At 42.3% G+C, this 24,378-nt stretch carries 24 protein-coding genes and 1 pseudogene; 19 read left to right on the top strand and 6 right to left on the bottom strand.

Annotation, left to right across the window (positions count from 1 at the left end):
• The first annotated feature begins 57 nt into the window (after positions 1-57).
• From JI665_RS11760 to JI665_RS11775, 4 genes are all read left to right on the top strand, one after another.
• A complete protein-coding gene (locus tag JI665_RS11760) occupies positions 58-1,158 on the top strand; it encodes a CdaR family transcriptional regulator (protein WP_206839562.1) in 1,101 nt (366 codons plus the stop codon).
• A 121-nt stretch (positions 1,159-1,279) separates the two neighbouring features.
• Positions 1,280-2,548, top strand: a complete 1,269-nt coding sequence (locus JI665_RS11765) for a GntP family permease (protein WP_206839563.1) — start codon at positions 1,280-1,282, stop codon at positions 2,546-2,548.
• Positions 2,549-2,569: 21 nt separating this feature from the next.
• On the top strand, positions 2,570-3,709 hold the full coding sequence (locus tag JI665_RS11770; RefSeq protein ID WP_206839564.1) for a glycerate kinase: 1,140 nt from the start codon (positions 2,570-2,572) through the stop codon (positions 3,707-3,709).
• Positions 3,710-3,835: 126 nt separating this feature from the next.
• Positions 3,836-4,813, top strand: a complete 978-nt coding sequence (locus tag JI665_RS11775) for a quinone oxidoreductase family protein (RefSeq protein ID WP_206839566.1) — start codon at positions 3,836-3,838, stop codon at positions 4,811-4,813.
• A 54-nt stretch (positions 4,814-4,867) separates the two neighbouring features.
• On the opposite strand, the gene JI665_RS11780 is transcribed toward JI665_RS11775, so the two are convergent.
• Both JI665_RS11780 and JI665_RS11785 read right to left on the bottom strand, forming a co-directional pair.
• A complete protein-coding gene (locus tag JI665_RS11780; RefSeq protein ID WP_206839567.1) occupies positions 4,868-5,890 on the bottom strand; it encodes a DUF1646 family protein in 1,023 nt (340 codons plus the stop codon).
• A 230-nt stretch (positions 5,891-6,120) separates the two neighbouring features.
• A complete protein-coding gene (locus tag JI665_RS11785; RefSeq protein ID WP_206839568.1) occupies positions 6,121-6,285 on the bottom strand; it encodes a hypothetical protein in 165 nt (54 codons plus the stop codon).
• Between the two features lie 248 nt (positions 6,286-6,533).
• Between JI665_RS11785 and JI665_RS11790 the strand changes: the two genes are divergently transcribed.
• From JI665_RS11790 to JI665_RS11800, 4 genes and pseudogenes are all read left to right on the top strand, one after another.
• Positions 6,534-7,694 (top strand): MFS transporter, encoded by a 1,161-nt coding sequence (locus JI665_RS11790; protein WP_206839569.1) that lies wholly within the window; start codon positions 6,534-6,536, stop codon positions 7,692-7,694.
• A 388-nt stretch (positions 7,695-8,082) separates the two neighbouring features.
• Positions 8,083-8,214: pseudogene (locus JI665_RS29200) on the top strand (methyl-accepting chemotaxis protein); the annotation flags it as partial.
• Positions 8,215-8,253: 39 nt separating this feature from the next.
• Positions 8,254-9,168: a methyl-accepting chemotaxis protein gene (locus JI665_RS11795; RefSeq protein WP_414635271.1), complete on the top strand. Its 915-nt coding sequence runs from the start codon at positions 8,254-8,256 to the stop codon at positions 9,166-9,168.
• 53 nt (positions 9,169-9,221) lie between these two features.
• Positions 9,222-9,485, top strand: coding sequence for a hypothetical protein (locus JI665_RS11800; RefSeq protein ID WP_244671157.1), 264 nt, complete (start codon positions 9,222-9,224; stop codon positions 9,483-9,485).
• A 207-nt stretch (positions 9,486-9,692) separates the two neighbouring features.
• Here JI665_RS11800 and JI665_RS11805 read toward each other — a convergent pair whose 3' ends face one another.
• Positions 9,693-10,577: a hydroxymethylglutaryl-CoA lyase gene (locus JI665_RS11805; RefSeq protein ID WP_206839571.1), complete on the bottom strand. Its 885-nt coding sequence runs from the start codon at positions 10,575-10,577 to the stop codon at positions 9,693-9,695.
• The gene (locus JI665_RS11810) at positions 10,574-11,245 is read right to left on the bottom strand and encodes a GntR family transcriptional regulator (protein WP_009334426.1); all 672 of its coding nucleotides are present in this window, start codon (positions 11,243-11,245) and stop codon (positions 10,574-10,576) included. The genes JI665_RS11805 and JI665_RS11810 overlap by 4 nt, the downstream gene beginning before the upstream one ends.
• Before the next feature lie 220 nt (positions 11,246-11,465).
• On the opposite strand from JI665_RS11810, the gene JI665_RS11815 reads away from it, so the two are divergent.
• The 8 genes from JI665_RS11815 to JI665_RS11850 all read left to right on the top strand — a co-directional run bounded on the left by JI665_RS11815 (position 11,466) and on the right by JI665_RS11850 (position 19,885).
• Entirely contained in the window at positions 11,466-12,668 is a 1,203-nt protein-coding gene (locus JI665_RS11815) for a CaiB/BaiF CoA transferase family protein (protein WP_206839572.1), read from the top strand.
• A gap of 12 nt (positions 12,669-12,680) precedes the next feature.
• The gene (leuC, locus tag JI665_RS11820; RefSeq protein WP_206839573.1) at positions 12,681-14,108 is read left to right on the top strand and encodes a 3-isopropylmalate dehydratase large subunit; all 1,428 of its coding nucleotides are present in this window, start codon (positions 12,681-12,683) and stop codon (positions 14,106-14,108) included.
• Positions 14,105-14,710 carry a 3-isopropylmalate dehydratase small subunit gene (gene leuD / locus JI665_RS11825; RefSeq protein ID WP_206839575.1) on the top strand — a complete coding sequence of 202 codons (606 nt, stop codon included), beginning with the start codon at positions 14,105-14,107 and terminating at the stop codon, positions 14,708-14,710. The genes leuC and leuD overlap by 4 nt, the downstream gene beginning before the upstream one ends.
• Before the next feature lie 25 nt (positions 14,711-14,735).
• Positions 14,736-14,996, top strand: a complete 261-nt coding sequence (locus JI665_RS11830) for a hypothetical protein (RefSeq protein WP_206839576.1) — start codon at positions 14,736-14,738, stop codon at positions 14,994-14,996.
• Entirely contained in the window at positions 14,993-16,501 is a 1,509-nt protein-coding gene (locus JI665_RS11835; RefSeq protein ID WP_206839577.1) for a sodium:solute symporter family protein, read from the top strand. Before JI665_RS11830 ends, JI665_RS11835 begins: the two co-directional genes overlap by 4 nt.
• A 24-nt stretch (positions 16,502-16,525) precedes the next feature.
• On the top strand, positions 16,526-17,773 hold the full coding sequence (locus tag JI665_RS11840; protein ID WP_206839578.1) for an MFS transporter: 1,248 nt from the start codon (positions 16,526-16,528) through the stop codon (positions 17,771-17,773).
• Between the two features lie 20 nt (positions 17,774-17,793).
• Positions 17,794-18,390: a flavin reductase family protein gene (locus JI665_RS11845; RefSeq protein WP_206839579.1), complete on the top strand. Its 597-nt coding sequence runs from the start codon at positions 17,794-17,796 to the stop codon at positions 18,388-18,390.
• Positions 18,391-18,514: 124 nt separating this feature from the next.
• Positions 18,515-19,885, top strand: a complete 1,371-nt coding sequence (locus JI665_RS11850) for an aldehyde dehydrogenase (protein ID WP_206839580.1) — start codon at positions 18,515-18,517, stop codon at positions 19,883-19,885.
• Between the two features lie 262 nt (positions 19,886-20,147).
• Here JI665_RS11850 and JI665_RS11855 read toward each other — a convergent pair whose 3' ends face one another.
• The gene (locus tag JI665_RS11855) at positions 20,148-20,327 is read right to left on the bottom strand and encodes a type II toxin-antitoxin system SpoIISB family antitoxin (protein WP_206839581.1); all 180 of its coding nucleotides are present in this window, start codon (positions 20,325-20,327) and stop codon (positions 20,148-20,150) included.
• Positions 20,290-21,072, bottom strand: a complete 783-nt coding sequence (locus tag JI665_RS11860; protein WP_206839583.1) for a type II toxin-antitoxin system SpoIISA family toxin — start codon at positions 21,070-21,072, stop codon at positions 20,290-20,292. Before JI665_RS11860 ends, JI665_RS11855 begins: the two co-directional genes overlap by 38 nt.
• Before the next feature lie 115 nt (positions 21,073-21,187).
• On the opposite strand from JI665_RS11860, the gene JI665_RS11865 reads away from it, so the two are divergent.
• The 3 genes from JI665_RS11865 to JI665_RS11875 all read left to right on the top strand — a co-directional run bounded on the left by JI665_RS11865 (position 21,188) and on the right by JI665_RS11875 (position 24,329).
• The gene (locus tag JI665_RS11865; protein WP_206839586.1) at positions 21,188-21,409 is read left to right on the top strand and encodes a hypothetical protein; all 222 of its coding nucleotides are present in this window, start codon (positions 21,188-21,190) and stop codon (positions 21,407-21,409) included.
• Positions 21,410-21,444: 35 nt separating this feature from the next.
• Positions 21,445-23,187, top strand: coding sequence for a phospho-sugar mutase (locus tag JI665_RS11870; RefSeq protein ID WP_312886189.1), 1,743 nt, complete (start codon positions 21,445-21,447; stop codon positions 23,185-23,187).
• 122 nt (positions 23,188-23,309) lie between these two features.
• Entirely contained in the window at positions 23,310-24,329 is a 1,020-nt protein-coding gene (locus tag JI665_RS11875; RefSeq protein ID WP_206839588.1) for a mannose-1-phosphate guanylyltransferase, read from the top strand.
• Positions 24,330-24,378 lie beyond the last annotated feature (49 nt).

Raw genomic sequence — 24,378 nt, forward strand, 5'->3', positions numbered from 1 at the left:
TTGTGCAAATCCACTATGGTACATTGATAGTAACAATACAGGAAGGCGGCGGGGAATGTGCATTTTTTATCCCATGAACTCGCACAGGGAATAGTGGAGCGGACTATGAAAATCCTGAGCAAAAACATAAATGTTATGAACGAAGAAGGCGTTATTATCGGTTCAGGTGAAAAGGAAAGGATCAATCAGGTTCATGATGGAGCTCTGCTGGTCCTGAAAAAAGGGGAAAGTGTGGAGATTGATGAAAGAAGTGCCGCCGAGCTTAAAGGGGCCAGGCCTGGAATCAATCTGCCCATCCGTTTTCATAATCAAATTATTGGTGTAGTCGGCATAACGGGGGAACCTGAGCAAATCCGGAATTTCGCAGAGCTTGTTAAAATGGCAGCAGAACTGGTTTTGGAGCAATCATTTCTGCTGGAGAGAGTACAATGGAAGCAGCGCCTCCAAAGTGAGATAGTGAACCTCCTTATTTCAGAAGAACCCTTAAATGAAGCGTGGTTAGAAGAGAGAGCCGGCTTCCTGGGGTATGACCTGAAAATCCCGAGAACCGTGATTGTGCTCAAGCTGCACGAAGACCTTGGAACCATGAATCAAAAGCTGATAAATGACATTCATTTTGAATTGGGAAAACAGGATTTAACAGGGGTTACGTTCAATAATGAAATTGTCATATTAAAAGCAGGGGAGACCTCAGAACAAACCGCTGCTTTAACGAGGATTGCAGGCCTTTCAAAGAGGAAAGCAGCAGTTGCTAGTGGCAGCAAATCGGAGAACATAAGCGGCTTGAAGTCCTCCTACCGGCATGCGCAGCAGCTGACTGTCCTTGGCCCAAAGATTAATCGTGACGCCGATTATTACAGTTATGAAGAATACTGGCTGGAAATTAAGCTATCCATGCTCTCCAAAAAGGAGGAACATACATTTTCATACTATGACCGGCTCCTTGTCCAGGATAAAAAAGGGGAACTGGCACATACGCTTGATGTTTTTATAAGAGAAGGAGGAGATCTTGGCAAAATAGCGGATCACTTATTTATCCATCGCAATACCCTGAGATACCGTCTGGATAAGATAACAGAACTTACTGGAAAAGACCCGCGTAATGTGAAGATGCTATTCGAACTTTATGTGGCAAAATTAGTAAACGACCTACAGTAATTGTGCAAATGCACAATTAATAGAGAGATCTATTCGTTTTTTTCATCATCATTCACGATGTAATAGAAAAGGCAAACGCTTACAATAGATTCATAAGCAAATCATCAGGGGAGGGCTAAATGTGGATGTAACTGTAAGCGCTTTAGGAGCAATAACAGCCTTAGTCATTGCCATACTATTAATCTTGAAAAAAGTTCCGCCTGCTTATGGAATGGTTGCAGGTGCTTTAATAGGCGGCTTAGTCGGAGGAGCAGATATTGCAAGCACTGTTAATTTAATGATGGAAGGAGCAAAAGGCATCATACCGGCGGTGCTCAGAATCCTGGCTGCCGGTATTTTGGCAGGTGTGCTGATTGAATCTGGTGCGGCTTCCTCGATTGCCGAAACAATAGTAAAAAAGCTGGGAGAAACCCGAGCGCTTCTAGCCTTAGCGGTGGCAACAATGATCCTGACAACGGTCGGTGTATTTGTTGATGTGGCAGTCATTACCGTATCACCCATTGCCTTAGCTATCGCGAAACGGGCAAAGCTTTCCAAAACAGCCATTTTGCTGGCGATGATTGGCGGAGGGAAAGCAGGGAACATCATGTCACCCAATCCAAATGCCATTGCAGCATCAGACGCATTCGGTGTTCCGCTTACTTCAGTTATGGCTGCTGGAATCATCCCGGCCATATTCGGACTTGCTGTTACCTATTTCATGGCAAAGAAACTTGTAAATAAGGGTTCTGCTATTTCAAATGATGATGTGGAAGTGAACAGCCATACAAAGCTTCCACTATTTATTACAGCCATGATTGCGCCGCTGGTTACCATTATATTATTGGCGCTTCGCCCATTATTTGATATTAATATTGATCCGATGGTGGCACTTCCAGCCGGGGGAATTATCGGGGCGATTGCGATGAAGAAGACAAGGAAAATCAATGAGTATGCTATTTCCGGTTTAAACAAGATGTCAGGCGTTGCCATTATGCTTCTTGGAACAGGAACCCTGGCTGGGATCATAGCAAACTCAAGCTTAAAAGATGTGATCATTAATGGATTAACCTCTTCAGGTCTTCCAGCCTATCTGCTGGCGCCTGTCTCTGGTATTTTTATGTCTGCTGCTACGGCATCTACTACTGCAGGTACAGCAGTGGCAAGCGGTGTGTTTGGCAGTACAATTTTAGGATTAGGAGTATCAGCTCTTGCAGGCGCTGCCATGATCCATGCGGGAGCAACCGTACTGGATCATTTGCCTCACGGAAGCTTTTTCCACGCAACGGCAGGAAGTGTCAATATGGATATTAAAGAGCGCTTGAAGCTGATGCCATATGAATCGCTTATCGGATTAACTCTTGCAGTCATCTCTACACTTATTTTTGGAGTCTTTAAGCTTTTTGGCTAATAGAAAGGGAGAGGATCAAATTTGAAAATCGTGATTGCCCCGGATTCATTTAAGGAAAGTTTATCGGCACTTGAGGCTGCGAATGCCATTGAAAAAGGTTTTAAATGTATTTTTCCCGAAGCAGAGTACAAAAAAATGCCGATGGCTGACGGCGGAGAGGGAACGGTCCAATCACTGGTGGATGCAACGGAAGGTTCGATCAAAGAGCGGACTGTTACAGGACCGCTCGGGGAGCCTGTTCAGGCATTCTTTGGATTAATGGGGAATGGAAAGACAGCAGTCATTGAAATGGCAGCTGCATCAGGCTTGCATTTGGTTCCTTCAGAAAAACGGAACCCCTTCATTACATCAACCAGGGGAACAGGAGAGTTAATCGCAGCCGCAATGGAATTAGGCGTTCAGCACATTATTATTGGAATTGGCGGAAGTGCTACAAATGATGCAGGAGCTGGAATGATTCAAGCCTTAGGCGGTAAACTTCTTGACAAAACTGGCAGTGAAATTGGACCAGGCGGAGGGCCGCTTGCACAGCTGGCAGCAATAGATATGTCAGGTCTTGATTCAAGGCTTCGAGATGTCCATTTCGAAGTGGCCTGTGACGTTGATAACCCTTTGACCGGTCCAAGAGGTGCCTCCGCGATCTTTGGCCCTCAAAAAGGAGCGACACCTGAGATGGTTGAGCTTCTGGATCAGAATTTAGGGCATTTCGCAGATGTGGTCGAAAATACCCTCGGCAAACCGTTCCGCCATATTGAGGGGGCAGGTGCTGCCGGAGGAATAGGCGGAAGTCTGCTTGCCCTATTAAATGCAGACTTAGAAAAAGGGATCGAAATCGTCCTTCATGCCGTAGACTTTGAAAATGAGGTTAAGAATGCAGACCTTGTCATTACTGGAGAAGGAAAAATTGACAGCCAAACTATATATGGAAAAACCCCAATTGGTGTGGCCAGAGCAGCAAAGAAACATGGGATACCGGTTATCGGTCTTGCAGGTTCTTTATCAGACGACAGCAATATTGTGCATGAACACGGAATCGATGCATTATTCAGCATTGTCCCAGGCATTGTTACCCTTCCGGAAGCTTTGGAGAAGGCAGCCATTTATATGGAAAGAACAGCGAGGAACATAGCTGCCAGCATGAAAATGAATAGGTATTTATAACGAGAGGCTGCGGTATGCGGCTTCTTTTTTATAGCTTTAATTCGAGTTGTCATCCATAGCAAAAAGAGGCTTATTCGCACCAAATATCGAATAGGTAAAAGGATTACATAAATGGAGGCCAATCAAATGAAAGCAATTACAGTAACACAATACGGTAATCCGGACGTATTGACTTACACAGAAATGGAAATTCCAAAAGTAAAGCAGGATCAAGTATTGATAAAGGTGGAAAAAGCAAGCGTTAATTTTGCGGATGTGAAAGCAAGGATCGGGCAGGGAGGTACTGGCTTATTTCCGTTTATTCCCGGTCTCGATGCAGCAGGAGTAGTAGTGGAAATTGGGAGTGAAATTACAAATTTTAAAATTGGTGATCGGGTTGCAGCGTTCCCTTCAGAAGGATCTTATAGTGAGTATGCTGCAGCCGATGAAAACCTGACATTTGCAGTGCCGGATGAAGTAGAGTTGGATATAGCTGCAGCATCACTGACTGTTTCATTTTTATCTTATAAATTGCTTGCAGATATTGCAGGAATCCAAAATGGTGAAACCGTTCTGGTTCATTCAGGAGCAGGCGGGGTAGGCACTACTGCAATCCAAATGGCAAAGATATTAGGAGCAGGACTAATTATTGGAACTGTTGGCAGTGAAACGAAAGTACCTGCTGCTGTGGAAGCAGGTTCTGATCATGTCATTGTATACGAACAGAATGATTTTGCCGAAAAGGTAATGGACTTAACCGGTGGAAAAGGTGCGGATATTATCCTGGATTCTCTTGCCGGCAGCATAACGCAGAAAAGTTTCGGCTGTCTGGCTGACTATGGCCGGCTTGTCCAATTCGGCAATTCGAGCGGCAAACAAGGGATTATAAATACGAATGACCTGCATAAGAGCTGCCGTTCTGCCTTGGGCTACAGTCTCGGCACAACAAGAAAGAAGCGTCCGGAATCACTCAGGGAAACAGCTCAAAAAGTCATGCAGTATTTAAAAGAACAGAAACTGCACATTAGAATAGGGCACAGGTTTCCTTTGGCAGAAGCAGCTGAAGCCCATAAGCTGATCGAAAGCCGGATGAGCACCGGAAAAATAATACTTGATATACGATAATAATATTATGTAAACAATTATGAAGGGAAATTGAAAAGGGCCGCCAGTCCCCTTTCAATTTCCCATGACCAAAATAAACACAAAATAACCAATCATCGTGATTAACCCAAACGGAACCCCGAATACTGCCCACTCTTTACTCGTAATCTGCAGTTTACCAGCAGCAATAATATTGGGAATATTGCCTGGAATAAGCATTCCTCCGCTGATCAGCAGTCCAAGGAGGATGGATTGAACCGTAAAATGGTCCATTGAGGGGCTAATTTCAGCAGCTGCAAGTGTTGCATTGTCCAATACAGCAGAAATCATATTGATCCAATATAATAAAAGCGGATTTAACCCTATTAAAAAGTGGTTGATTAACGGTTCAAAACCGGCCCCAAGCATCGTCAGGCCCATCACAAAGAAATATATTTTCAAAGCCCTGACAAAGATTTCTTCATAGTTTTCACTGGCAGGCTTTTTAGTAAAGGACGCTTTCCCTGAAACAGGAGGCTTAACAGCCAGTGCCGCCATAATTCCGAAAAATAGGAGGGCAATGGTGATTTGCGGTCCAACCAATTCCATCAAAAAGAAAAAATCTTCTTTCATTTTACTGATTGCAATGGTGGAAAGCGGTTCGCCAATCGGCGTCAATGCTGCGCCAAGTCCAATTGAAAAACAGGCGAGTACAGTCAGCCTGATTTCTGAGTTTCTGTCCAGGCGAAGGGCACTGACGATTAATACAAGAACTAACGCAGCGATAATAGCTGTAATAATACTTGATATTAACCCAAGAAAAATGACAGTCAAAGCTGCAAATAAACGAAAAGGCATAATCCGGCTTACTGAAAGTATGCTTCTTTCCAAATTTGCCTGAAACCATTTAAACAGGAGTCCTGCAATAAAGACAGCAAGAGTAATTTTTACAGGTTCCTGTGCTGCTTTAACAAACAGCCCGCTATTCAGTACCCCGCTTGCCATTGCAGCTGAAAGCCCCATCACAAATAAAAACATCTCCAGATTTTTTTCCACAAACTCAGAAAGAAAAGGCATAACAAGAACAATAATGAAAATAACCACTAACAAATAAATCATTAATCCTGCTCCATTTGGTTATTTTCCAAGTGAAACACAAGGAATACTACATGCATATGCTGAGAATCGGACAAACTTGCCAAAAGAAAGCGGAAGCAGGGAACACAGACTAAGAACGCCACGTCAGTGGCAACGTCTGCCCAGGCGCTCGAGCCAGACAGTTATCGAAGTACAAAAATATAATTTTAAGATTAAAAAAATCCCCGCGAAAGACCCGCAGGGATTGTCACTTAGTTGTAGTCATTTAAAACTGTTCCAGTAAGATCAAATTCAGGTTCAATGTTATTTATGGCAGTTGTGTCAGCAGGAGTTGTACCGGCAGGCTGTATTTCGTCCATAACAGGTGATGGTATAGGGGATAAACTGCGCTCTTTCTTTGCTTGATTGTCCAACAAATGAATCAACTCCTTTACATTATTTGTTATTTACATTCCTATTTAATCGTTATATGCAAACATGAAATTTATGGAAGTTGTTTTAGTAAGGTAGTTATATTTTATCCCAAAAAAGAAATTATATTTACAAAATAGCCATTATTATTTTTAGATTATTCTATCCTTTGAGCTAAAGCTATTGGGTATGTTAAGATGTTATTTTATTAAAATTTAAGAGAACAGCTTGAATACTAGAGAGGAAGTTCAGCTTGGATAAACGCATCTATTTATTAGCAATCATATCGTTTGTTGTTGGAATGGTGGAACTGATTATAGGCGGGCTGCTTGATCTTGTAGCTTCAGATCTGGGAGTCAGTTTGGGTCAGGCGGGTCTGTTAATTACAGTATTTTCGCTCGCCTTTGCCATTGCTGCGCCTGTCCTGCTCACGATAACGGTGAAAATGGAACGCAGCCGTTTAATGATGATATCATTAGCTGTTTTTTTGGCAGGAAATATTGTAGCCGTATTTAGCCCGTTTTACAGTGTATTATTAGTTGGCCGGATTTTAGCGGCAGCAAGCGGCTCACTGCTTATCGCATTATGCATGACAATGGCTTCCTACATCGTCACAGAAGAATATCGTGCACGTGCCATCGGAATTGTCTTTATGGGAATCAGTGCATCCCTTGTGCTGGGTGTGCCCATTGGATTGATGCTTGGAAATGTATTTGGCTGGCGTGCTCCATTTGTACTCATATCTGCTCTGACAGTCATATCAATGGCAGGCGTTCATTTCTTTATGGGTAAAGTTGCTCCAAAGCCCGCCGTTCCAATAGGCGTCCAGCTTAAAACCCTGAAAAGCCGCAAAATCGCTCTAACACAGATAACATCGTTTCTTTTAATGACTGGCCATTTAACTTTTTACGGTTACCTTACTCCATTCCTGAAGATGAAAATGGGGCTTGACGGCAACTGGGTCAGCATTGTTTACCTGATTTTCGGAATTGCTGCCGTTATCGGCGGGGGCATCGGCGGTCTCCTGGCCGACCGTTTTGGTGCAAAGTCTGTCATTTTGACTCTGCTGGCTATGTTTGGGATTACCCTTTTCTCGTTGCCGTTCGCCGCTTTCTCGTTGCCCGTTTTTCTGATTATGGTAGTCATCTGGAGTATGCTCAGCTGGGCGATCACACCGGCCATACACAGCTATTTAATAGAAGTAACACCGGAAACTTCTGATATCCAGCAAACATTGAACAACTCAGCAGTTCACATGGGAATGGCATTCGGCAGCATGATCGGCGGCATTATGATCGAGACAACCTCAGTAGAATATAATGCAGCAGCAGGAAGTGTTTTTATTATTATTGCACTTGGCACTGCCGTTCTTTCCATGGCTAAAAAAGAGAGAAGGACTGCTGCAGCTGAATAGATTTGATTAAAATGCCAGCTTCTTGGGAGGCTGGCATTTCAATTTGCGAAAAAGTGACGAACTATTTCAATTATTTTAAAAATAATCCTTCGAAATATATTGATATATTTTCCTATCATCCACTATAATCAAATTGTCTGGTGGTAAAAGAAGTTATTTGAGGAGGAACTTGTAAATCATTTTTTTATAATAATAAAAGATAGAAAAAGGGGTAAGTTTCATGAGTCAACTTAGCTACATGCTCCGCACTTTAATCGTCATTATCCCAGCTGTATTAGTCATTGGCGTTTCTGTATGTGTTGGTAATGGTTTGGATGGCAGTGCGTTTTGGTTCACCATTGCTTTTATGGTGATCCTTGGTTCGCTTGCAGGGATATTATCCGCGTTTATGAACTACCGCAAGTTTATTGCACCCATCAGCAAAATCAATAGGTTTATCGATGACCTTGCAGATGGAAATATGTCCACAAGACTTGACGAAAAATCAGTTGGACAACTGGGATCGATTGCTTCTGCACTTAATCACACTGCATCTGCCTGGCAGGAAGTGCTGAACAAAGTGGTCTTGGCTTCGAACGAAGTCACGCAATATGCCCAGCAGCTATCATCAGGTGCCCAGCAGACCAATATAGCAACAAGCCATATAGCTGAGGTCATTGAAGAAGTAGCAGCAGGTGCCGATGATCAGGTCAAGGGAGTTGGAACTGCCTCCAATGTCATTATGCAGATGTCCGAAAGCCTGACACAGGTCGCGGCAAACTCAGAACAGGTTACAGAGCAGATCAACGATTCACTTGAAAAAGCAAATCATGGATCTGCATCCATTTCAACAGCAGGATGCCAGATGAACTCCATTCATGTAAATGTACAGGATCTATCCAAGGTGGTAAAAGGCCTTGGCCAGCGTTCACAGGAAATCGGAAAGATCATCGAAGTGATTACAGGCATTGCCGCTCAAACAAATCTTCTGGCTTTAAATGCTGCTATTGAAGCCGCCCGCGCAGGAGAACAGGGAAAAGGCTTTGCCGTTGTAGCAAACGAGGTTAGAAATCTCGCTGAAAAATCGGCTGAATCCACCCTGCAAATCAGCCAGCTGATATCAAAAATCCAGGAAGAAACCCATCAGGTTGTCCAGACAATGGATACGGTTAATCATGAAGTAACAGAAGGAATGGAAGTCATGAAGGATGCAGGCGATTCATTCAAACAAATCCAGCAGTCTGTCAGCACGGTGACGGATCAAATGGGGGAAGTCGCAGCAGCCATTCAGCAAATGTCTGTCGGTTCTCAGCAAATGGTTCAATCCATGGACGAGATAACCCATGTGGCAAATGAATCAGCCATAGCTACACAAAGTGTACTGGCTTCAACGGAGGAGCAAGCTGCATCAATGGAGGAAATATCACTCTCTGCTGACCAGCTTACGGGCATGGCGGAGGATTTGAAAGGGTTGATCAGCAGATTTAAATTATAGAGTTTAGGTCAAAACCTAGACTCTTTTTTTATTGTATAAAGGAGATGATTTATTTGATCGAAGAAGAAGAAAGAAGGGTACCAGATATTATAATGCAGCTTCAAGCATTATTAAGGTGCATGCCAGAGGTATGTAAAACTGCTTCCGACTCGGCACATCAACAAACAATAGTGGATTATTTTTATCTGATTAAACCATCTATTACAAATGCTGAATTTCGCAGGTTTACCTATTTAGCATCTGTTTTTTCTGCCTCAAGATTACTTGGCCAGATGAATCTTAGCAAGGTGGTGAAAAGAAGAATAGGTATTATATAAAACCTTGATACTAATTGTGAACTTTGCAAATAAATACATTAAACTTGCAAATAAATACATTAAACTTGCAAATAAATATAAAAATCTGCAAATAAAAACACCAAACTAGCAAACAAATCAGTAAAACCAGCAAATAAATTTCTGCGACGACCATTTACGGCCGCTACAGCACAAAAAAAGCCATCCCCCAGATGGCTTTTCCCGCAGTTAAGCTATTCCCGCCTTCATTAACATCCCATCCAGCGGCCGTTCCATTACTGTTTCCATCCAATTTGCTGTTTCCAGGACAGAAGAAAGATCTGTCCCCGTATCCACACCCATTCCGTGGAACATATTGATCATATCTTCTGTACAAACATTTCCGACTGCTTTCGGTGCAAAGGGACATCCGCCAAGTCCGGCAATGGAGGAATCAAAGCGGCGGACACCAGCCTGATATCCCGCCAGTACATTTGCCAGTCCCAACCCGCGCGTATTGTGGAAGTGAAGGCCAAGCGAAAGATTTCTTCCAAACGCAGCGAAAAACGAATCTGCTGCCTTTTGAACCTGAATGGGATTTGCCATGCCTGTTGTATCAGCCAGAGTGATTTCCGTACAGCCTGCTTCCAAAAACCTCTCCGCCGCTTTCAGCACATTTTCTAAAGGAACTTCACCTTCAAAAGGGCAGCCAAATGCAGTTCCTAATACCCCAGCCACACCTTTTCCGGATGCAGCCCCTTCCTTGATCACTAAAGAGAGCTCACCAACAGCCTGCTCAACAGTCCTTTTCGCATTCCGTAAATTGAATGAATCACTTGTTGTTGTTACAACATGAAGAAAATCCACATCGGTCTTAAGTGCGCGTTCAAGACCAGAGCGGCTTAACACCAGACCGCCGAACCGGACGCCATTTCTTTTAGGAAGCGATTTCAAAACTTCTTCTGCATCAGCCATGGGAGGAACAACCTTCGGATTGACAAAAGAAACAGCTTCTATATTGCCGATGCCGGAATCAATTAATCTTGTAATCAAATCAACTTTTGTTTCCGTTGGAACAATTTTGCACTCATTTTGCAATCCATCGCGCGGACCAACTTCACAGATTTCAATCATTTTACTTCCTCCTTCAGCAGATGAATGTTTTTAATTTGTTCCAGGTGCTTCAAAACATGATCACGGCCTTGATAAATATGCTCATGCATGGCAATGCGGGCACGCTCGGGTTCCCGATTTTTGATTGCTTCCAAAATGGTTTTATGTACCTCTAGGGATTGTTTGAGCTGAAAGCTGTTATACCAATAGAAGGATCGGAATACGATTGGAACCACGACAACCTTTGAAATGTGGAAATGTATATGCTCATTTTTTGAAGCAGCCACTATCGTTTCATGAAATTTCTGGTTTACCTGAACAATATCTTTCAGGCTGTCCATATCAGATTCCACATATCGGCTAATGGCTTCTTCATATAAAATATTAGCTCTTTCCATTTCCAGCAGGTCATTTTCTGTCCGGTGTATCGCAGCCTGACTGGCAGCGTACCCTTCCAGAAGAGTGCGCAGGTCATAGATTTGCCGGATATCATCTTTTGTAAAATGCCTTACGCTGACACCGCGCTTTAATGGAATGACGAGGCCTTCTGCTTCAAGCTGCTTAATAGCCTCTCTAATAGGAGTGCGGCTAAGATTCATCTCTTTAGCCAATGATTCCTCAGCAAGCCGCATGCCAGGGACAAATTTCCCTTCAATAATGGCATCTCTAATAAATTCGTATGCATCCATATCAACACCTCAATTGTATTGTATACAAACAGAAGTATTATTACAACAAATATTCTGAATATTTATTACAAAACATGATTATATAAAGGTTTTTAATGAAATTTCAGAAAAATAATAAAATTTACATTGACTTATTGTATACAAACAATTAAATTTGTATACAAGATTAAGAAAATTAAAATTTAACAGTACATTCAAGAAATATCAGGGAGGGAAATCCATGTCAGAAAAACAGCTTCCACTGGAAGATATCAGAGTCATCGAGCTGGGCACGCTTTTAGCAGGACCATTCTCCGGACGGCTTCTAGGTGACTTCGGTGCTGAAATTATTAAAGTCGAGCCTCCGGGTAAATCAGATCCCATGCGAAATTGGGGAAAATCAAAAGATGGGATAGGGCTTTGGTGGCCTATTCAATCGCGGAATAAAAAATCGATTTCGTTAAATCTCAGGGAGGAAGAAGGACAGCAGGTTTTAAGGGAGCTTATTAAAGAAGCCGATGTTGTCATTGAGAATTTCCGCCCGGGGACAATGGAAAAATGGAATCTATCCTATGAAACACTTTCCGAAATCAACCCTAAATTAATCATGGTACGGACTTCGGGCTATGGACAGACAGGACCCTATAAGCATCGAGCAGGATTTGGCAGCGTCGGTGAAGCAATGGGCGGGCTCAGAAATGTAACCGGTTTCCCTGACAGGCCGCCATCAAGAATTGGTGTATCAATGGGTGATACGCTGGCTGCACTTTTTGCGACAATTGGCTGTCTGGTTGCATTACACGAGAGGGAGCGTTCCGGAAAGGGACAGGTTGTCGATACGGCCCTCTATGAATCTGTATTCTCAGTGATGGAAAGCATTATTCCGGATTACCTCTTAGCGGGATACATAAGGGAGAGGATGGGCAATATCCTGCCAGGTGTAGCTCCCTCTAACATTTACTTCACGCAGGACAAAACTTACATCGTTATAGGAGCCAATGCAGATGGAGTGTTCCGCAGGTTATGCGAGGCCATGGAGCAGCCGGAATTGGCAGATGACACAAGATTCGCGACCCACCATGCAAGAGGAGAAAACATGAAGCTTCTTGACTCCATGATTGAAGAATGGACAAAGACTCTCCCCGCTAAAGAAGCTCTTAAAATTCTTGAAGATAAGGGCGTTCCATCAGGGCTCATTTATACGGCCAAAGATATTCTGGAAGATCCGCATTATAAGGAACGCGACATGATTATTAAAGTAGATCATCCGCAGCTGGGAGAATTCCCGATGCCTGGCATTGTCCCAAAATTAAGCAGGACACCAGGGGAAGTGAAGCATGCCGGCCCGGAAGAAATGGGCAAGCACAATCATGAAGTATACACTGGCCTTCTTGGGTTCAATGAAGAGAGATTAGAAGAATTGAAGAAAAATAATATCATTTAGGAGGGCTTCAGAATGAGGCGGACCTTATACGAGAAAATCTGGGAAAAGCATGCAGTCGTGGAGGAACAGGATAAGCCTTCCCTTTTGTACATTGATCTTCATTTAGTACATGAGGTCACATCACCTCAAGCATTTGAAGGCTTAAGAATCAAGAATCGCAAGGTGAGAAGGCCGGATCTGACTGTGGCTACCATGGATCACAGCATTCCAACAACTGACCGTTCCCTTCCTTTTAAAGATCAAATCGCCAAAAGGCAAGTCGACGCTCTGACAAAAAACTGCAGAGAGTTCGGTATACAGCTTTTTGACCTGGATAGCCGAAATCAGGGAATTGTACACGTCATTGCTCCTGAGCTTGGGCTAACACAGCCCGGGATGACCATCGTTTGCGGCGACAGCCATACCTCTACACATGGAGCTTTCGGCGCACTTGCCTTTGGCATTGGCACGAGTGAAGTAGAACATGTCCTTGCCACTCAAACAATAAAGCAATTTAAATCTAAAACATTAGCCATAAATATACACGGCAATTTGCCGCAAGGAACGACTGCCAAAGATCTGATTCTTTCAATCATTGGAAGGTATGGTCATGATTTTGCAACAGGCTATGTTGTGGAGTATCGCGGTGAGGCGATTCGTAATTTAACAATGGAAGAGCGGATGACCGTATGCAATATGAGCATTGAAATGGGAGCAAGGGCAGGGCTGATTCAGCCTGACGAAAAAACCTTTAACTATTTAAAAGGGAAACAAGCTGTTCCTGATGGAATCGAGTGGGGGGAAGCGCTTGCAGAATGGAAGAAATATTATACTGACGAAGATGCCGAATTTGATCTGACTGCTGACTTTAATGCAGCTGAAGTAATCCCGCAGGTTACCTGGGGGACAAATCCGGGCCAGGTAGCAGGTATTACAAAAGTTATACCTCTAACGAAAGATTTGCAAGCAGATCAAATAGGTCCAGCTAAAAAAGCATTAAAGTACATGGACCTTCAGCCAGGAACACCCATCACAGAAATTGCTGTCAATAAAGTCTTTATCGGCTCCTGCACAAACAGCCGGATAGAAGATCTTCGAAAAGCGGCAAAAATCGTAAACGGTTACAAAGTTGCTGAACAGGTGGAAGCGCTAGTTGTTCCTGGTTCACAGCTTGTAAAAATGCAGGCTGAAGCTGAAGGGCTCGACCAAATTTTTATAAGAGCCGGTTTTCAATGGAGAGAAGCGGGCTGCAGCATGTGCCTCGGTATGAATGAGGACTTGGTTCTTCCGGAAGAACGCTGCGCATCGACCTCCAACCGGAATTTTGAAGGCAGGCAGGGAAGAAATGCGAGGACCCATTTGGTCAGTCCTGAAATGGCTGCTGCAGCAGCGATTGCCGGCCGGTTTATAGATGTAAGGGAGTGGCCTGTTAAATATAGCAAGGAGGTCAGTGTACAATGAAGTCTTTTACCAGATTTACAGGCATAGCTGCTCCGCTTGATGCTGCAAATGTTGACACAGATGCCATCATTCCAAAACAGTTTTTAAAAAGAATTGAAAGAACTGGGTTTGGCGAATTCCTCTTCTACGAATGGCGATACGAAGATGGCAGGGAAAAACCGGATTTCATTCTAAATCGGGAACCTTACCGGAATGCACCGATTCTGCTGGCAAGGAAAAACTTTGGCTGCGGCTCATCCAGAGAGCACGCACCCTGGGCGATTGCAGAATATGGGATTAGAGTGATCCTGGCATCATCATTCGCAGATATTTTCTATAATAATTGTTTTAAAAATGGCATCCTGCCAATAGTCTTGCCTGAAAAGGATATTGAAGTTTTGTTTCAAAAAAGCAATGAATCACCTGGTTATCAGCTGAGCGTAGATTTAGAGAATCAAAGAATTGAGGACTCCTTCGGGTACATGGTCGAATTCGATATCGTTTCTTATCGAAAAGATCAGCTGTTAAAGGGGCTGGACGAAATCGGGGCAACCCTTCAATCAGCTGAATTAATAGACTCCTATGAATCGGCACATAAGATTTTCTATAAGCTGGAGGTTTAAATTTCAGCAAAAGGGAGGAAGTCATATGGAAAACAGAACGATAAAAGAACCTATTCGAAAAAAATGGATTTGGATAGTCCTCGCCATCATTACACTTGGCGTAGTACCCTGGTATTTTCCGAATGCAGCAGCTGAGCCCTATATTCTCGGGTTTCCGTTATGGGCATTTATCTCGACAGCTTTTTCCATTATCATGTGCGGATATTTAAGCTGGCTTTGTGTGAATGAGTGGAATATCGTAGAGGAACAGGAAGAAGCCGAAAAAGCAAAGGGGGATAAATCATGAATGATTTAGCTTTTGCAGGCACAGATGGGATCATTATTTTATCAGCCTTTGCCATAATCATGCTGTTAATTGGATACTTATCGGGCAGAGGTGAGAAGAACCTTCATCACAGTCTTTCAGGGTACTATCTTGCCGGAAGGAATCTCGGTTTTATCGCACTCTTTTTCACCTTATATGCGACGCAATATAGCGGGAATACCATTGTCGGATATGCCCCAACAGCATATAGGACAGGTTTCTCGTGGATTCAGTCCATTTCATTTATGACAATCATTATCGGAATCTATTTACTGTTTGCACCAAGATTATATGTCATTGCAAAGAAAAGAAACTTTGTTACACCTACTGACTGGATCGATCACCGCTTCAAATCGAAAGCAGTCACATTGCTTAGTATTTTTCTTATGCTTTGGGGGCTTGGAAACTATCTTTTAGAACAGCTTGTAGCGATTGGCCAGGCTGTGTCGGGGATGACAGGCGGCACGATCCCATACCAAATAGCTGTTATCGTCTTTGTAGCTGTTATGCTTGCCTATGAGTGGATGGGCGGAATGAAGGCGGTTGCTTTTACTGATGTTATGCAAGGCATTGTCCTAATGATTGGAATCATTGTCTTCCTCATCGGCGGCTTGTATCTCGTAGGTGGAAATTTCTCTGATGTTACAAGGTATGTAGCAGAACTGGAGCCGGCAAAAACGGCAGTTCCTCCAATGGAAGTGAATATCAATTGGCTGAGTATGCTCGTGCTTGTTGGACTGGGAGCAAGTATTTATCCGCACGCTGTTCAAAGAATCTATTCTGCGCAAAGCGAGAAAACATTGAAAAAATCCTTTGCCCGCATGGCATGGATGCCGCCAATTACAACAGGGCTTGTATTTATGGTAGGTATTATTGGAATTATGCTTTTTCCAGGACTGGATAAGACGGGTTCTGAACAGCTCGTAGGTCTGATGGCCAATGAGATTGCCGCCATTAATCCATTTTATTACTGGATTATGATCATCTTCTTTGGCGGGATTGTAGCTGCCATTATTTCTACAGCCGACTCTGTTCTGCTCAGCTTTTCATCCATGCTTTCGAATGACGTATATGGAAAATTCATCAATCCTAAGGCATCTGAACATAAGAAGGTCATGGTCGGGAAAGTATGCGGAATCATTGCGATCATCTTTCTTCTGTGGATTGCCTGGAATCCTCCGGGAACGCTATATGAAATTTTCGTCTTAAAGTTCGAATTGCTTGTTCAGGTATTCCCGGCCTTTGTACTGGGCTTATATTGGAAGCGCTTATCAGGAAAGGCTGTCTTCTGGGGAATGCTTGCAGGCGCAATATTAGCAGGAGTGCTTACTCTTACAGGCTACAAAACCATATATGGAATCCACGGCGGCGTCATTGGGTTAGGACTGAACTTCTTTATCTGTATTGCAGGCTCCCTTTTAGCTCCAGCTGTATCAAAGAGTAAAGTACTGGAGGAAGATTTGACTGCAATCAATTTAAAGGCATAATAGCCAAAAAAGAGATGATTAATTATGAGTAATTCACTGGCAGAAAAGCAATTTGCCATCAATGAAAATCCATGGAAAATGCTATTATTCCTTCTGCTGGCACAGCTGATGGTAGCATTTGTCGGCAGAAGCATTGGACCGCTGGGAGTCTTAATCGGTGAGGATCTTTCCTTGACCAAGTCGCAAATTGGCATGCTCCCGGCGGCTCTCTTTTTGGGCCAGGCGATCATTTCTGTTCCTGCCGGCTTCCTGACTGACCTTGCAGGATCCCGTAAATTATTGGTGCTGGCGTCTGCTTTAATGGGGTTGGGCTTTCTGTTCATGACATTGCTTCATGATTTCTGGCTTGTCCTGTTATTGATTGTTATCGGCGGAATTGGGTATGGGTCCATGCACCCGATCACCAATAGAGGCATCATTTATTGGTTTCCTCTCAAACAGCGGGGAACAGCAATGGGAATAAAACAAACCGGCATCACGGCTGGATCGGCTCTGGCCAGTTTGATTCTGCTTCCGCTTAGTGTCACTTTTGGCTGGAGATTTGTACTTCTTACGGCCTGCCTTCTTTTATTGGCGGGCGGATTCGTCTCCTATCATTATTACCGGGATCCGCCCGAACTGGAACAAGCGAAGGGCAGCAGCATGAGTTTGCTCCAATTTTACAAATCAATGTTTAAAATGTTTAAAAATAAAGCCTTGATGCTGATAAGCTTTAGTGCTCTCGGTTTGAATGGCACACAAATGTGCTTAAATACGTATATTGTTTTGTTTGCCTATGAACAGCTGAAGATATCAATCTTTTTATCAGGTATTCTCCTGGTTATATCTGAAATATCCGGTACCATTGGCAGGGTTGCGTGGGGAGTTATTAGCGATAGGCTGTTTGAAGGAAAGCGTGTTGTAATTCTTATGATTATTACCATTATTACCGCATTGGCAAGTACGTCAGCTGCTGTCATAACTTCAGCCCCTTTTTGGGTAATGGCTCCCATTACAGCTCTGTTTGGATTTGCAGCTTCAGGTTTTAATGGAATCTGGATGAATCTTGCAAGTGAATTGGTGCCGAGAGAACAAGCTGGCATCTCAAGCGGGATCAGTATCACACTGGGATCAGCTGGCGCCATTATAATTCCGCCCTTGTTCGGATTAATCGTGGATAAGACGGGGCAATTTTCTTCCGGGTGGTTCTTAATCACAGGTATGATGTTTATTGTTTTTACTTTACTGACAGTATTATCCATTATGAATAAAAAGAATAACTTTGTTATTTAAAAGTGGAAGGAGTGATCCGTTTGGAATTTAACCCTTCGGACCTTGGAGAAAAAGAAGTGTACAAATTATTAACCGGATCTGTCGTCCCAAGACCGATTGCGTGGGTTTCCACTGTATCACAGGAAGGGGGCCAGAATCTCGCACCCTTCAGTTTTTTCACGGTTGCTTCAAGAAATCCTCCGATGCTCTGTATTTCTATTGGACCTGGCGTGGGCGACAGGGAAGGAACAGAAAAAGATACATTGGTCAACATCCGGGCGACAAAAGAGTTTGTCATCAACGTTGTTCCTGCTCCATTGGGAAACCAAATGCAAAAAAGTGCAGAGAATCTCCCGAGTAATGCTGATGAGTTTGAAGCTGCAGGGCTTTCGGCTGCTGAAAGTCATTTAGTCGCCCCTAAGAGGGTAAAAGAAGCACCAATCCATATGGAATGCAAGCTGGAACAAATTATTAAGCTGGGAAGCGATCATCTGATTATCGGGAGAATGGTATATTATCATATTGATGATGAGTACTACCTCGGTAATTATAAAGTGAACTTAGAAAAACTGCAGCCGCTAGGAAGGCTGGCAGGAAACTATAGTGAAAGCAGCGAATTCTTTAAGCTGCCGAGATAATATTTCAAATGCCGGGCCTTATGGCCGGCATTTTTTTTGCATTGGGAGTATACCTATTTATGTATTTCCGCTTGCCAAGATGATAATATATCCTTAAAACCTAGTCCCATCTGGAGGTATTCCTTTGGAAAACTACGCGGATCTCATTCAAAAACAAAGAAATTTCTTCACCCAGGGTAAAACAAAAGATGTCACATTTCGAATAGAGGCCCTCGGAAAGCTTCGTTCGGTCATTAAGCAGCATGAGCAGGAATTGATGGATGCGTTAAAGGCGGATCTTAATAAAAGTGAGTTTGATGCGTACTTGACGGAGATTGGAATCCTGCTGGAGGAAATCCGCTTTACGTTGAAACATTTAAAAAAATGGGCAAAACCGAGAAAAGTAAAGTCTTCAATTGCCCAACTCGGCTCGAAAAGCTATATATATCCAGAACCTTATGGAGTTGCGCTAATCATAGCGCCCTGGAATTATCCTTTTCAGCTCGCGATTGCTCCCCTGATCGGAGCAATAGCCGCAGGGAATTGCGCAGTTCTGAAGCCATCAGAATTAACGCCGCAAACTTCGGCCTTGCTGTCAAAAATGATCAGCAATCATTTCCCGCAGGAGTATATTTCAGTTGTTGAAGGTGACGCAGAAACAAGCACTGCCCTGCTAAATGAAAAGGTGGATTATATTTTCTTTACAGGCAGTGTCCCTGTCGGAAAAATCATCATGGAAGCAGCATCCAGGCACCTTACTCCCATTACCCTTGAATTGGGAGGGAAGAGTCCTTGCATCGTGCATGAAGATGCCAACTTGAAGCTTGCAGCGAAGAGAATTGCCTGGGGAAAATATATTAATGCCGGCCAAACTTGTGTGGCCCCTGATTATATTTATGTACAGTGCAGTATAAAAGAAGAATTCCTGAATGAACTAAAACAAGCCATACAGGAGCTTTATGGAAAACATCCGATTACATCCGGCCAATTTACGAGAATCGTCAGTGAAAGACACTTTAGCCGTCTCACCAAATTTTTAACAAGTGGTATCACTGTTCATGGCGGCGGGCATGATTTACATTCTCTAAGCATCGAACCAACAGTTCTCGATAATATTACATGGGCTGATGAAGTCATGCAGGATGAAATATTTGGACCGATTTTGCCGGTGCTCGAATATGATAACTTGTCCGGGATGATGGCAGAGGTTACAGCACGCCCGAAACCTTTAGCGCTATATATCTTCACAGAAAGTGAGGGTGTCCAGAACCAGATTCTAAGCAGCATTTCCTTTGGAGGGGGATGCATTAATGATACCGTTTATCATCTTAGTTCACCTTATCTGCCTTTCGGGGGAGTAGGGGAGAGCGGGATTGGAGCTTATCATGGAAAGGGAAGCTTTGATGTGTTTTCACATGAAAAAAGCATTCTGAAGCAAACCACCAGATTCGATTTGCCATTCCGATATCCGACCACAAAAGATGCATTAAAAAAGGTGAAGCTTTTTATCAAATAACCGTCTTCTTGGAAGGCGGTTTTTATTATGCATTATTTTTCGGAGGCTTTAGCCCTTTGTTTAAATCCTGTATGGCAGCCTCTGTTTTTTTTGACAGGTTTTTGGTATATGGTGAAACCGAGAATGTGGGGAAGTTAATATTTTTCACTTTCTTGGTCAGTTTTTTCATTGAAATCAGCCCTTTTTATCTTTATTATATGTCCCCTTCAATTGAACATGAATAGGGCGCGGAAGAAATTTCCTCCCACGCCATATAGTATGCTCAAGCCTTAGTTTTGGTATAAACGCTTATTAATCTTTTGTTCTTTTTTAATATCCTTTCGGTGTGGGGACTTACTTCAAAACCCGGAAGGCTGACCCGGGATTTTTTTTTGAGAGTTTTCATGGTGTTTTTAGCATGCAACTCAGGTTTCTCCGTTTTCTTCTTCGCTGGTTCCTTCATGGTCTTCGTCCTCCTGTTCGGCAGGGAGCATTAGATCGTATATTGATATGAGTGAAGTGAAAAGCAAATAGTCGAATTCTGTAACAAATTGATCGGAGGTAAGTTTAATTACATAGTCATCTTCGAGAATGGAAAAAGGAATCAGCGCCAGTCTTTCTTCAGCATCATAATAAACTTCCCTGCGGTCCAGACGGCTATGAATCAAAGCTTTATCGGTGTAGTGCTCAAGCAGATAGTCCTTTTCTTCTTCTGTTGTGTATTTGCATAAAGCTATCTTCATATCCACTTTTTCCGCAAAGTCAGCCAGAAGTTTTTCAATGCCGGCAAGATACGCTTCCTTGTTTCCATAATAAATGTCAATGGGCTCATTTTTCAATAAATACTGAAACGATTTCAGTTTATTCATATGCGAGTTCAATAGATCACTATTTTCTTCAAGCAATTCTCTAGTGTCTGTTGCTAATTCGTTATTTCCGACTCTTTTCAGATAAGATCCCAGGAAAACAAAGGCATCGACCAGAGCAAATATTACCGCGACAATCAGGTAGTTCTGCCAATCGGAAAAAATGGAACCTGGTTTGTTCGTCCAGTAAACAACTGCACCAAGCACATAAAGGATATACCAGGTTTTCCTTATGACTGACATTCTTTCTTTTACTTTCTTTTCCCATAACCATACAGAAATAACATAAAAACCGAGACAAGCGACAATAATCCAAACTGCAACCTTGAAGAATATCAGCAACAAAATCGCCTCGTCCACTCAATATTTAGTTAGAATATTCTCATATTTCTCTTTGGATTTATTATAACAAATATTATGTCAATCATTTGAAAATAAATGAAGCAGGAGGAAAAATATGAGAAAATACCTATTTATCATTGTTGCTGCCTTGATCATTTTTTTAGAGGTTAATTACAGAAGTATTAATAAAGCTGTAGAATTGTGTGTGGAGCGGAAGGGACAGGCGCTGGTTCAGAAAGATGTTTTTGCTATGAAATTGGAGTGTAGTCCGCAGGATGTAAAGCTGTCATCTTCACATAGGCCATGGGACAGCCATTCTAAGAATTTCTTCATATAATATAGGACTATATAAAGAAGGGAGATCATCGAATGGTGACATGGAGTTCAAAGGCTGAAAAATGGCTTTCCCATAAAAATTTAGACAAAGAATTAAAGAATTTACTGTTGGATATGGACCGGTATAAATTAGAGGACTGCTTCTATAAAGATTTAGAATTTGGTACTGGAGGAATCAGGGGAGAATTGGGACCGGGTACAAACCGAATGAATATTTACACAGTCCGCAAGGCGGCAAAAGGTCTTGCTGATTACATTTCACAAAAAGGGGAATCCGCAAAGAAACGCGGATTTGTAATCGCATATGATTGCCGCCGGAAATCAGCAGAGTTTGCCATGGAAGCCGCAAAGACAGCGGGAATGCAGGGAATAAAAGTGTATCTGTTCCATGAGCTAAGACCAACACCTGAATTATCTTTCGCCGTCCGTCACTTAAACGCAATTGCAGGTATCATGATTACTGCAAGCCATAATCCCCCTGAATATAACGGCTTTAAAGTATATGGGGAAGATGGAGGACAGATCACCCCTTCAGCAGCTGAAGAGATCACCGGTTATATCAGCGGGATTAAAGATGAATTAGCGGTCCAGGTGATGGATGAAGAAGTACTGAAGAGCAGGGGACTTCTAACTTTCATAGGGGAAGAAATTGATAATGCTTATCTGGAAAAATTAAAGACGATACAATTAGATAATAATCTTGCCAGAAAAGAAGGCAAGGACTTAAAAATTGTCTTTTCACCTCTTCATGGTACAGCTGAAAGACTTGTTTGTGAAGGATTGCAAACTTTTGGCTTCCATAACATTACACTAGTAAAAGAGCAGGCTGAACCTGATCCTGATTTCAGAACAGTAGAATCACCAAATCCTGAAGAGCATGAAGCCTTCAAAATGGCCATTCAATATGGAAAGAGAATGGATGCGGATATCTTAATGGCTACAGACCCGGATGCAGACAGGCTGGGAGTTGCAGTGAAAAATGAACAAGGAGATTATGAGATTTTAACAGGGAATCAGCTTGGGGCTATTATGCTCTATTACTTATTATCCGAAAAAAAGAAGCTGGGAATCCTTCCTAAGAATGGTGCGGTTATTAAAACCATTGTTACTTCTGATATCGGCAGAGCCATTGCAGAGGATTTTGGAATAACAGTAATCGACACACTGACAGGATTTAAATATATTGGTGAAAAAATTAAAGAATTTGAAGAAAATAGAGACTATCTATTTCAATTCGGGTACGAAGAAAGCTACGGATATTTAATTGGCGATTTTGTACGGGATAAGGATGCTGTTCAAGCAGCCGTGTTTGCTGCTGAAGTGGCGGCCTATTATAAATCAAAAGGCAAAACACTGTTCGATGCTTTATATGACCTATATGCTCGTTATGGATATTACCAGGAGTCCCTGCAGTCGATCCTCTTGAAAGGCAAGGAGGGAAGTGAGGAAATTGCCGGCGTCCTAACCTATTTAAGAGTAAACCCGCCAAAAGAGATTGCGGGTTTAAAAATAAATTTAATTGAAGACTTTAAGTTGGGGACAATGCTAGACTTGCTGACAGGTCAAGAAAAACTTACTCAGCTGCCAAAGACGAATATGATTAAATTTTATTTGCAGGATGGATCCTGGTTTGCTATTAGGCCCTCGGGTACAGAACCAAAATTAAAAATTTATTTCTCTGTGAATAGCTTTTCGAAAAAATGGAGTGAAAGGTTCTTAATTAAGCTTGAGAAGAAGGTAATGAATGAAATTGAAAAGGTCAGGAATCTAAAAAAGTAAAAAAGTATCATTATTAAAGAGTAAAATACCCATATTGCACTGAACAAGGCTGAACACCAGGCGACTTTCTTTTAAACACATACAATAATATAGCTTTTAATTAATGTAATGAGGTGTTTATATTGAAAGTCGTCATTATGGCAGGCGGAAAAGGGACAAGGTTTTGGCCGCTGAGTGTAAATGAAAAGCCTAAACAATTTCTTAGGTTAATCAATGAAAAAACAATGCTTCAGCAAACCTATAACCGTTTTAGGGAATGGCTCCCGGAGGATAAAATTTATATCGTGACAACGGAAGAGTATGCTCCTCTAGTTAAAGCACAATTGGAAGTGCCGGAACAGCAGCTGATTCTGGAACCATATCAAAGGGATACGGGGCCCTGTGTCACTTTAACAGCTTTAACGTTTTTAAAAGAGAATGATGATGAAGTGTTTGCTGCAGTACCATCAGACCATTATTTGCCAGATAATGATTCTATTTATAAACTTTTTACATTAGCCGAAACTGCGGCTTCATCTGATTTATCCATTGTAACGTTAGGAATCAAACCTACTCGTGCAGAAACTGGCTATGGCTATATCCAGACTCATAAGGAAATAAATCAGAAGGTTTTAAAAGTACATTCCTTCATCGAAAAGCCAAATAAAAATCAGGCAGAGGCATTGCTGAGACAAGAAAATGTTTTTTGGAACAGCGGAATATTCATTTGGAAGCCCTCAACTATTGTCTATTATATGGACAAATTCCAGCCGCAAATCACAAAAAATATCGCAGGATATCTCAAAGGGAATGCCTCTGAGTATGCCAATCTGCCGAAAATTTCTGTGGATTATGCAATTATTGAAAAGGCCGAATCAAAATTTATGATACCTGCAGATATCCAATGGGATGATGTCGGCAGCTGGACTTCTTTAGAGCGCTTGATAAAAAAGGAAGACGACATGAATCTTCTTCAGGGTAATATTCATGTATTGTCATCAAAAAATTGTATAATAAAAACAGAGGATAGGAAGACAATTGTTATTGGGGCCGAGGATTTAATCATTGCTTCTACAAAAGATGGACTTTTAGTTTGCCACAAGTCATTCGAACAAGAAATAAAAGGGATATTGAAGAAAATGGAAGAGGACAATCAAGAGTGACTCTTAATCCGTTTGTTTAATAAAAAATAGGAATTTCGTATTTTGTAAG

The organism is Bacillus sp. NTK034 (assembly GCF_017303275.1).
GTDB lineage: Bacteria > Bacillota > Bacilli > Bacillales > Cytobacillaceae > Cytobacillus.